8 protein-coding genes and 1 pseudogene are annotated in these 10459 nt (G+C 60.0%); 4 read left to right on the plus strand and 5 right to left on the minus strand.

The genetic code is table 11. The features are described 5' to 3' along the window. Nucleotides 1-403 (plus strand): chromate transporter (locus Q0288_RS12705; protein ID WP_299430986.1); only part of this gene is annotated, 403 nt, incomplete at its 5' end. Nucleotides 404-1067: 664 nt separating this feature from the next. Further along, on the plus strand, nt 1068-2429 hold the full coding sequence (gene mgtE / locus Q0288_RS12710; RefSeq protein ID WP_299430988.1) for a magnesium transporter: 1362 nt from the start codon (nt 1068-1070) through the stop codon (nt 2427-2429). Between the two features lie 12 nt (nt 2430-2441). On the opposite strand, the gene Q0288_RS12715 is transcribed toward mgtE, so the two are convergent. Both Q0288_RS12715 and Q0288_RS12720 read right to left on the minus strand, forming a co-directional pair. After that, nucleotides 2442-3869 (minus strand): FAD-linked oxidase C-terminal domain-containing protein, encoded by a 1428-nt coding sequence (locus Q0288_RS12715; RefSeq protein WP_299430991.1) that lies wholly within the window; start codon nt 3867-3869, stop codon nt 2442-2444. Between the two features lie 49 nt (nt 3870-3918). Next, a complete protein-coding gene (locus Q0288_RS12720; protein ID WP_299430993.1) occupies nt 3919-4428 on the minus strand; it encodes a hypothetical protein in 510 nt (169 codons plus the stop codon). A gap of 176 nt (nt 4429-4604) precedes the next feature. Here Q0288_RS12720 and Q0288_RS12725 point away from each other — a divergent pair, with 176 nt between their 5' ends. Continuing rightward, nucleotides 4605-5060, plus strand: a complete 456-nt coding sequence (locus Q0288_RS12725; RefSeq protein ID WP_299430995.1) for an EVE domain-containing protein — start codon at nt 4605-4607, stop codon at nt 5058-5060. A 247-nt stretch (nt 5061-5307) separates the two neighbouring features. Here Q0288_RS12725 and pta read toward each other — a convergent pair whose 3' ends face one another. Genes pta through Q0288_RS12740 form a run of 3 tightly spaced genes read right to left on the minus strand, consistent with a single transcriptional unit; the run spans nt 5308 to nt 9499 of the window. Then, nucleotides 5308-7389, minus strand: coding sequence for a phosphate acetyltransferase (gene pta, locus Q0288_RS12730; protein WP_299430997.1), 2082 nt, complete (start codon nt 7387-7389; stop codon nt 5308-5310). After that, nucleotides 7386-8567, minus strand: a complete 1182-nt coding sequence (locus Q0288_RS12735) for an acetate kinase (protein WP_299430999.1) — start codon at nt 8565-8567, stop codon at nt 7386-7388. Before Q0288_RS12735 ends, pta begins: the two co-directional genes overlap by 4 nt. Then, nucleotides 8564-9499: an aldose 1-epimerase gene (locus Q0288_RS12740; RefSeq protein ID WP_299431001.1), complete on the minus strand. Its 936-nt coding sequence runs from the start codon at nt 9497-9499 to the stop codon at nt 8564-8566. Before Q0288_RS12740 ends, Q0288_RS12735 begins: the two co-directional genes overlap by 4 nt. Before the next feature lie 207 nt (nt 9500-9706). Here Q0288_RS12740 and Q0288_RS12745 point away from each other — a divergent pair. After that, nucleotides 9707-10459: pseudogene (locus Q0288_RS12745) on the plus strand (2-oxoglutarate dehydrogenase E1 component); the annotation flags it as partial.

Raw genomic sequence — 10459 nt, forward strand, 5'->3', positions numbered from 1 at the left:
GAGCGAACTTCTGAATGCACTGGCCCTGGGGCAAATTACACCTGGCCCCTTGCTAACCACGGCCACTGCCGCAGGCTACCTGGCGGCTGGGGTACCAGGAGCAGTGCTTTCGACCCTTGGCATTTTTTTACCCTCATTCGTTTTTACCTTCCTGGTAGCCGGTATCCTGCGCCGCTTGCAGGGGCATCCCCTGGCCGAAGCCTTTCTGATGGGTGCCTCTGGGGCAGCGCTAGGACTGATTGCCTGGGCGCTATGGCTACTGGGGCGTGAAACCCTGGTGGGGTGGGGAGAGTTACTGGTTGCTCTTCTAGCCCTGGCCCTGCTTCTGCGCAACATTCCCCCCTTACCCCTGCTGGGCCTGTTTGGCCTGGGTGGTGGCATTTGGAGGGTCTGGATAGACTGAATCGTCTTAGCGCAAGTCTTGCCGAACATCTCCCCGCCCTCGTAAGGAAGTCCGTGGCTGTACCAACCAGCCAGGAGGAACTCTGGCAAGATAAGTCTCTGTCGAAGTCTTCGCGTGTGGTGTGGATAACTCCTGGCGGTGCACCCAGCGCTGCGAGGAGGGTATTTTCAGACTGCCTTGTCTGGATTTGGAACTCGAACTAAAACAAGGGTGTCAAGGGATCCGGTTTTAGCCGGCCTTATCTTGATATACGCCAGTCAAAACAGTTGTGATCGCCCAGACCGGCAGGCGGTGAGGGTGCGCAGCTCCGCGATGCATGGCTTCTAAAGAATGGATATTTCGTAGATGTTGAGCGAGACAAGAGATTTTAGTTTTCTCGTTTGCCCGTTTGAACCAGAACCCCGACGCAGCCTTCGACTGAGGCCGGATTTGCTTGCCTAGATGGGCCTCGAGTGCTACGCTACTTTAGGCAGTTTTGCCACCTTGTAAGGCCAAGAACACAGGGTTCAAGGCGCAAGGTTACGGAGGCACCGTGGAAGATCACAGTTCTAGTCGAAGATTTCGCCCGGTGTACTCTCACACCCACTAATCCTCGACAAACCGTGTGCCCTGCGGAGCTTCCTTCCAAGATTCGGCCTAGGCCGGAAACCGAAGGGGGCCGCATATGTACGACACCGAAACCCTGGCTGGACTGGCGGTACTCAAAAGTGCCCTCCACGATGGCGATGCCTTCATGGCCACGGCTGCGCTGGAGGAACTGTACCCAGCCCAGATTCTAGAGCATTGGAGCGAGTTTGCCGCCGAACACCGGCTGCCCATTCTGACGCTGCTTTCACCTGCCGACGCGGCAGAGGTCTTCAGTCACCTCGAGGAGTCCGAGCAAGCCGAACTCCTGGAGGCTCTGCCCCCCTGGCGGGTCAAGGAGTTGCTGGAAGAACTCTCCCTCGACGACCTGGCCGACACCATCAATGCGATCGAGGAAGAAAACCCCGCCCAGGCTGAGGCCTTGTTAAGGCAGCTCGACCCCGAGACCCGGGCCGAGGTCGAGGAACTAACCGAGTACGACGAGGACGAGGCCGGGGGCATTATGACCTCGGAGTACATCGCGGTGCGGGATGCCATGCGGGTCGAAGAGGTCTTTCGCTTCCTGCGCCGCGAAGCACCCGATGCCGAGCAAATTTATGTAATTTACGTAGTCGGTGCAACAGAACAACTAGAAGGGGTTTTAACCCTGCGCGATCTGATCGTGGCTGACCCCAGAACCAGGGTCTCGGAAATCATGAACCCCGACGTAATCTATGTGCGCGACGACACCGACCAAGAAGAGGTGGCCGGGCTGATGGCCGACTACAACTTTACCGTGTTGCCGGTGGTGGATGAGTATAAAAAGCTGGTCGGGATCGTAACGATTGACGACGTGGTAGACGTGATCGAAAAAGAAGCCACAGAGGACATTTACCGGCAAGGTGCGGTGGAATCACCCGACCTGATTTATAGCAAATCCAGCGTCTGGGAGCTATGGAGCGCCAGGGTACGCTGGCTGGTCATCATGATTATCACCGGCAGCCTTAGCGTCAACATTCTATCTGGGTTTGAATCGGTGCTGGAGGCAGTAACCGCACTGGCATTTTATATTACTGTTCTGGTCGGTACCGGTGGCAATACTGGAAATCAGGCTGCCACCATGATTGTCCGGGCGCTGGCAACCCGCGATGTCGAGCTAAATGATTGGTGGAGAATACTGCGGAAAGAGCTAGGGGTCGGGTTGTTGCTGAGCCTGACCCTGGCTACGTTAATTTCCATCAAGGTACTGATTGATGGTCAGAACGAGCTGTTACTGGTGGTAGGTATTTCACTCGGTCTGGTGGTGTTACTAGCCAACATTGTCGCCGCCATGCTTCCGCTGATCCTGAGGCGGCTGAGACTGGATCCGGCCCTGATCTCCAACCCCCTGATCACGACCAGCATTGATGTGATTGGCGTGTTGACTTATCTCAGCATGGCCCGCTGGCTGTTAAACGTATGAGGCTCACCATGCTCAGGGCCTGGTCGGACTGGGATCGGGCAGCACTTTGCCAGGATTCAGACCATTCTGGGGGTCAAAAGCGGCTTTGACACGGCGTAACGCATCCAGTGTTTCGGGGTCTACCGCTTCGCTCATGAAGTCGCGTTTCATCATGCCAATGCCGTGTTCACCGGATAAAACTCCCCCATGGCGGAGAGCCACCCGGGCAATCTCGTGCAAGAGCTCCCAGACTTTCTCCTCCGAGTCCTCCTTGGGGTCGTAGAGGACGTTGGGGTGAAGGTTGCCATCCCCAATATGCCCAAACTGCACCACCCGCAAGCCATACTCCTTCCCCAAAGCCTCGATGGTACGCACCACAGCAGGGAGGCTCGAGCGCGGTACCGCGATGTCCTCGTTCAGACGCCTGGGCTTGACCGCCCCAATCGCAGGCGAGATCGAGCGCCGGGCCTGCCACAGTGCATCGCTCTCGGCACTGTCCAGGGCAATGCGCACGGTAGCCCCGTGCTTTTTGCAGGCTTCAGCCACCCAGAAGAGCTCCTCTTCCACCACCAGGGGGTCGTCGCCATCGGTATCCACCAGGAGAATGGCCGCCGCCTGGCGTGGTAAACCCATTTTCAGGTGGTCTTCAACGGCATTGATGCAGCCGTTGTCCACAAATTCCAGCTTACTCGGCACGGCCCCCGCTGCAATGGCCTGTGAGACGGCTTCTGCCGCCTGACCCACTTCGTCGAAGATGGCCATCAGGGTGCGGGAGTAGCGGGAAATCGGCTCGAGACGCAGCCTGGCTTCGGTCATCAGGCCCAGCGTACCCTCGGAGCCTACCAGCAGACCAATCAGGTCGTAGGCCCCACGCTGCAAACGGTGCACCTGGCCCTTGAAGTCCACGAACTCGAGCTCCACCACATAATCGCCGGTCACACCTTTCTTGAAACACACCGGCCCACCGGCATTTTCGGCCAGGTTACCCCCGATGGTGCTGGTACGAAAGGAGGCTGGGTCGGGGGGATACCCCAGCCCATAGGGCTTGGCCCGCGCACCGATTTGCAGCGTGACCACCCCCGGTTGCACCGTGGCGATGCGGGCCAGGGGGTCAATATGCAGACCGGTCATGCGGGTAAACGAGACCACGATGGATTCTTGAATCGGCACCGCTCCCCCCGACAGGCCGCTGGCTGCGCCCCTGGCCACAATCGGCAGCCCCACCTGGTTCGCAAAATGAACGGCTTCCACCACATCGGCAGTGCTTCCCGGCAGGATCACCAGTGCTGGGGTTACACCCATGGCAATGCCGTCGTAAGAATAGTTGCGTCGCTGGGCCAGATCCAGCAAAACTTTCGCCTTGCCCAGCCGAGCCTGCAATTCCTGAGCGGACCTGGCAGGCTCGGCGTATTCCCGGCGGGAACTACTCTTGATGGGCTTTTGCCCGAGGTTGAGGGTCACGCCAACAGCTTATCAGGGTTTTGTTCTTTCCCTTACGGGCAGTCGTCCATCACCGGGATGCCAGGAAAACCAGTCTGGCCAAGTTTCCATTGGTGGCAAAAACGGTGAGTTCCAGGCGGGTGATCCCGATCGGACGGGGCTGGGGAACCGGCGACGCCACGACGCTTTGTAGCGCTAGGCTTAAGGGGGCCGTACCCTGGCTCGAGGCCCAGTTCACGCGGATGCGGTTGATCTGGTTGATAGACTCGCCGGTGTCTTTGCTCAGGCTGAGGGGATGGGTAGCCTGGCCGGTGGTTTCGCCAACCCACCGAGTCTCCCAGCGACCCATCCGGGCACAGTCGTGGTAGCGGTAGGTCAGGGTGGTCGGCTTGTGATCGCAGCTATACGAACGCCCACTGGCATCGCGGAAGTTGCTCTCGTAGGCCCAATCGGAAATCGGCAACCCATCGGTGGGACGGGCGCCGATGGGAATGCCACCTGCACAAACCTGCAGCAAGACGTCACCAAAAACAATTTTTTCACGGTTATCTTCTCGCTCGGGGAGCCTTTGCCAGCACACGCGCAACCTGAACAAGCAGTTCGGCTGTGCACCAATGAACTGGTCCACCCCAGGAGGTGCCCCAGCTAACGGATCCGATGCCGAACCGGAGGCCGCGACCCGTATACCCTGGGAAGATTTAGATTGGCAGCTGAACAGCAAAGTCTAAACCCCGGATAACCATAGACTGACCTGGTATGAACTACTGGCTGCTTAAGTCTGAACCCGATGTGTTTGGCATTGACCATCTAAAGAAACAAAAAACTTCTATCTGGGACGGGGTACGCAACTACCAGGCCCGCAATTTCCTGAAGGCCATGCACGTGGGAGACCTGGCTTTTTTTTATCATTCCAGCACCAAGCCAACCGGCATCGTGGGGCTGTGCAAGGTGGTAGAAACCAGTATTGCCGACCCCAGCCAGTTCGACCCCCAGTCGCCCTACCACGACCCCACCAGCTCTAAAGACAATCCGCGCTGGTGGACGGTTCGGGTGGGCTTTGTAGAAAAATACAAGCAGGTGCTGACCCTGGAACTTCTACGGGAAAAGTTCGACCCCGACGAGCTTATCGTGCTTCGCCGGGGCAACCGTTTGTCGGTAATGCCCGTTGCGCCCAGCGTCGCGGAAAAGATCAAACGCCTGAGCACACCGTAGTGTCGCGTCTGGCTTAGGGCGGTTTTGAAAATGACGGCCCTGCTTGCTTTGAAAACCGCCTCCGGGTTCCGTGCACGGGTCTGTCTTCTACGGCGACCGCTCGTGGGGTGTCTACCCAGGGGCGGTACGGGAACTCTGGCAGGGTGCGGTGCGATTCCCGCAATGGCTTTCCAGGCCGTAGGCACCCTTTTGAGGTGGCCGAGCCAGCTGGGTTGTGGCGCTTTTGTCAGGGAAATGGGGTTGCTTTCTAACCCCTCTGTACTCCAGTAGCCTGAATCGCGGTCAGGGCAATGGTGTACACGATGTCATCTACCAGGGCACCCCTCGAGAGGTCGTTGACCGGTTTGCGCAAACCCTGCAGCATGGGGCCAATGCTCAACACACCCGCACTGCGCTGAACCGCCTTGTAGGTGGTGTTTCCAGTGTTGAGGTCGGGGAAGATGAAGACGGTGGCCCGGCCTGCAACGGGGCTGCCGGGGGCCTTTTGTCGCCCCACGCTCTCCACGCTGGCCGCGTCGTATTGCAGCGGACCGTCAATCAGCAGGTCGGGGCGTTTTTCTCGGGCGATCTGGGTGGCAAGTGCGACTTTCTCCACATCGGCCCCCTGGCCCGAGGTACCGGTGGAGTAGGAAATCATGGCTACCCTGGGGGTGATGCCAAAGGCCCTGGCCGACTCTGCCGACTGGATGGCGATGTCTGCGAGCTCTTCCGGCGTGGGGTCGGGGTTGATGGCGCAGTCGCCATAGACCAGCACCCGCTCCGGCATCAACATGAAAAACACGCTGCTGACCAGCTTGACCCCCGGCGCGGTCTTGATGAGTTGAAGAGCGGGGCGCACGGTATTGGCGGTGGTATGGATAGCCCCGGAGACCAGGCCATCCACCTCGTCGAGGGCCAGCATCATGGTTCCCAGCATCACGTTGTCTTCCAACTCCTGCCCGGCCAGTTCTGCGGTGAGGCCTTTGTGCTTGCGCAGCTCCAGCATGGGCTCGAGGTAGCGCTCTCGCACCGAAGCCGGATCTATGATCTCTATACTGCGAGGAATTTTAATCCCCTGGGCCTCTGCGACGGCCTGTACCGACCCGGGCTTTGCCAGCAGGACGCACTGGGCAATTCCCTTTTCGTGGCAGATGACGGCGGCCTTAACGGTACGCGGCTCATCGCCTTCCGGCAAAACAATGCGTTTGTGGGCGGCCCTGGCCCGCCGGATGAGTTCAAAGCGGAAGGCTGGAGGGGTCATGCGCCGTTCCTCGGGCCGGCGTATGCGGGTCAGAAGGGGGTTCAGCTCGAGCTTGTCGGCCACGTATTCCAGCATCCGCTCGAACCGCTCGAGGTCGTCGAGAGGGGCCTGGTTGTCCATCTGGCTCAACTGACCGGCAGTGGTATAGGTGTCCGACTCGACCATCAGCACCGGCAGGCTCGAGGTCAGGGCAAAGCGGCACAGGCGGGCAATGGACTCATTGGGGCGGGCATTCCAGGTCAGCAGCAGCCCCGCCAGAGGAACGCCGTTCAGGTGGGCCAGACTAACCGCCATGATCACATCGTCGCGGTCGCCAGAAGTGACCACCAGGGTGCCGGGCCGCAGCAAATCTACAATGTAGGGCACACTGCGGGCCGAGATGATGCTTTTCACAACCCGCCTGCGGGCTATTTCACCCTCGTTCAGCAAGCTGGCGCCCAGGTACTGGGCCACATCCAGGGTTCGCGGGGCGGAAAGCTCCGGGTCGAGTGGAATCACCCCCAACTGGGCCATTCGGGCCTCGGCCAGTATTTTTTTACGGGTGCGCAGTTTGGAGGTATAGGTCTGCTCGGAAGGCGGGGCATGGTTGAGCACATAGCCCGCTACCCCCTGCTCCTGCGAAACCGCGAAGTAGGGTAGGGCCAGCTCCAGCCCGTCGGCCACCTCTTTGGGGGTGGAGCCCAGCAGCGAGGTGACCAGCAGGGTCGTGGCCTCGAGGTTGCGGGCCATGTCGCCATTGAGCTGCATGGCGTAGGGGTTGGAGCGGCCCAGCGAAAGTCCCTCCACCACCACCACATCCGCCCTCACAGCAGCCTGCTGGTAGATCTGGATCACTTCTTCCAGCAGATCATCGGTCTGGTTTTCGCTCAAGAGGGCCTCGGTTTTAGCCAGCGAAATGGGGTCGGGCGCGGCAATACGGCAAACCTCGCGGGCGAAGTGGACGCTGGGGTCGGGGCTCCTGTAGTCCTGCGCGACCGGTTTACAGAATCCCACCTGGAGGCCCGTACGCTGCAAGGCCCGTACCACCCCCAGGGTCGTGGTCGTGAGTCCCACCGAGGGCCGGGTAGGGGCCACAAAAATCGCCTTCATGACAGCACTTCCTGCGCTTCCAGGGCAATCATCAGTTCCTCGTTGGTGTGGATCACCAGGGCCAGCGGGCTTCCAGGCTGCGTGATCAGGCCGCTGCTCCCCCGGATCATGACCCGGTTCAGGTCGGCATCCAGCACAAAGCCCAGCCAGGTTAGATAGCCAAGGGTCTTGGCCCGTACCAGAGCAGAGTTCTCGCCGATGCCACCAGTGAAGATCAGGGCATCCAGGCGGCCCAGCGGCACGCACATGGCCGCTGCATACCTGGCCAGACGATAGCAGAAAACCTCGAGGGCAAGTTGGGCTCCCTCATGCCCATCTGCAGCAGCACGTTCCAGCTCGCGCATATCGTTGGACAGCCCCGAGAGCCCCAGCAGTCCGCTCTTTTTGTTGAGCACATCGTTCACTTCGCCAAGGCTCAGCTTCAGGTTTTCGGCCAGAAAGGCATGGAGGCCGGGGTCGAGGTCACCGGAGCGCGTCCCCATCACCAGGCCCTCGAGTGGGGTCAGCCCCATGCTGGTATCCAGGCTCTTCCCCCCTTTTACCGCCGCGATCGAACAGCCGTTGCCCAGGTGCGCACTCACAAAACAGGTGTTTTGCACTGGAATTTCCAGCATTCGTGCGGCCTCCTGGGTTACATAGGCGTGGCTGGTGCCGTGGAAGCCATAGCGACGCACCCCGTGGCGGGTGTACCAGTCCTCGGGCACCGCATAGCGATAGGCGTGGGGGGGCATGGTCTGGTGGAAAGCGGTATCGAAAACGGCTACCTGCGGCAGGCCAGGAAAAGCCTCCATGGCTGCCCGAATGCCCAGCAGGTTGGCGGGATTGTGCAGGGGAGCCAGCGGCCCACAGGCTTCGATCTGGGCCAGCACCTCGTCATCAATACAGGTTGCCTGCTTGAAGCGCTCCCCCCCATGCACCACCCGGTGGCCAATCTGTGTGACCTGTCCGGGCAGGCCCTGTCTTTCGAGCAGTTGCAAAATCCCCTGCACCGCCCGGGCATGGCCCGGGCCCGAAAGTTCCAGTTCTTCGGTGAGGCCCGGGGGGTTCGTCTTTAGCCTGGGTTGGGCCTCGAATAGCCTCTCGGCCAGCCCAGAGAGCACCGTGCGCTTATCCTCGAGGTTTAGAACGGCAAACTTGATGGAAGAACTGCCACAATTCAGCACCAGGGTCAGACTCACGGCTCTATGCTACTGGTTGGGGGCGGTGCAAAAGTCATTCGCACGGTACCCTCCATCCGCTCTCCGGGTTCCAGTACCCGCACCCCAGTATCGCTCCAGCCCTGGGCCATCCGGTTGAAGCCGTCGGTGGCATGGGTGACCGGCTCGAGGGCCACGCTACCATCGGGGGCTGTGAATACTACCAGGTGCGAAAAGAGGGGGTCGGCCCGCAAATCCATCCGCCAGCCCAGCCCGGGCCATTCCAGGCTTAGGAGTCCGTCCCATCCAGTGAAAACGTGATCGAGAAGGGACAGGCCGATCGGTCTGGGCCGCGAGAAGTCGAGGCTGAGCGGAATGGCTTCGGGGGGTCGGGTCGGAATGCGGGTCGCATCGGTCAGGTAGACCCGCTGGGCTCGAAAAGACAGAAGGGCATCGCTGGAACGGTTCAGGTGACGCATGAAGTAGGGGTGGTGCCCCAGGCCCGCTGGCATTGGCTGGGGGCCAACGTTTTGTAGTGCGGTATAAATTTGAACCCCATCCTGGTACAGCGAATACTGCATCTCGACCGCAAAGGGGAAGGGGAAATTCACGTCCTGAAAGTTTCTGGAATCGAAGCCGCAGTGCAGGGTGTTCTCCTCTAAACGCTGCGAAGCCCACCCTCGAGCGTGCACTTCTCCGTGGAGGGTCTGTTGGCCGTCCACCCAGTTGGGGCGGAGCTGGTAGATTTTTCCAGCAAAGCCGAAGCGTCCATCCCGAATGCGGTTGGAGTAGGGGGCCAGCAGGTAGCTCGAGGTATCCGTTGAAAGCCGACCCACCAGCGTGGCGGGCGCGGTTGGGCGCATGAGCGGCAGCCAGAAACCCTGGTGGTATAGCTCGAGCCCAACGATGCTGGCCCCCAGTTCGGGCATGACGGTGAGGCGCAAGACCTTATTTTGAAGAATCTGAAGGTTCATCGGCTTCAGGGTACTCGATTGCATTAACGGGCCGAGGGTCGAGGGAGACCCGGCTACGGGTGTGGTTGGGTTGGAGGCCATTCCTGGTCTGCACACCACTCAAGCGTCCTGGTCGAAGCGGCAGGTTTACGACGCTTCCCAGGGCTTCTGATTGTCTCCTGACACGCTTTGCCGGCCAAGAACCTAGTAGACTAGAGAACCGTGAGTATGGAACGCGCAGTTGACAGTTCGAATCTGGCCTTTTTGGAGGCTTTGTACCAGGAATACGAGCAAAATCCGGCATCCATTCCTGCCGAATGGTCCAGCTATTTCCACGCGGTTCAGGCTGAACCAGCCGGCGGCAACGGCAGGGTGGCCCAGCGAGAACCGCTGGACGGGGCTTCAGTGTCTGAACTGGCCACGTTTTTCTTGCGGGCGGTGCGCTTTTTGCGTACCTACCGCGAACGCGGCCACCTGGTGGCGCGGATAGACCCCTTAGAGCGCGAACGCCGCACCCCGCCTGAACTGGATCCCAGCTTTTTTGGCCTGAGCGAGGCCGACCTTGACCGTCCGGTTCCGGTGGAGCTGGGTGCGCCCACCCTGCGGGCCGTGCTGGAGCAGTACAAGACCCGGTTCGGCGGTACGGTGGGTATCGAGTACGGCCATCTCGACGATCCAGCGGTGCGCAACTGGATCGAGGCCCGGCTGGCAGCAGGATTTGCCCGCCCGACGCTCGAGCAAAAAAAGAAAATTCATGAGCGCTTGATGCAGGCCACGCTTTTTGAAGAGTTTTTGCAAAAGAAATACCTGGGGGCCAAAACCTTCAGCTTAGAAGGCACCGAGTCACTGATTCCTCTGCTTGACCTGACCATCGAAAATGCGGCCAGGAACGGGGTGGTGGAGGTGGTGATGGGGATGGCCCACCGGGGCCGACTGAACGTGCTGGCCAATGTAGTCAAAAAGCCAATGCGAGACACTTTT

Origin of the sequence: uncultured Meiothermus sp. (genome assembly GCF_937863175.1) — a bacterium.
Taxonomy (GTDB): domain Bacteria; phylum Deinococcota; class Deinococci; order Deinococcales; family Thermaceae; genus Meiothermus.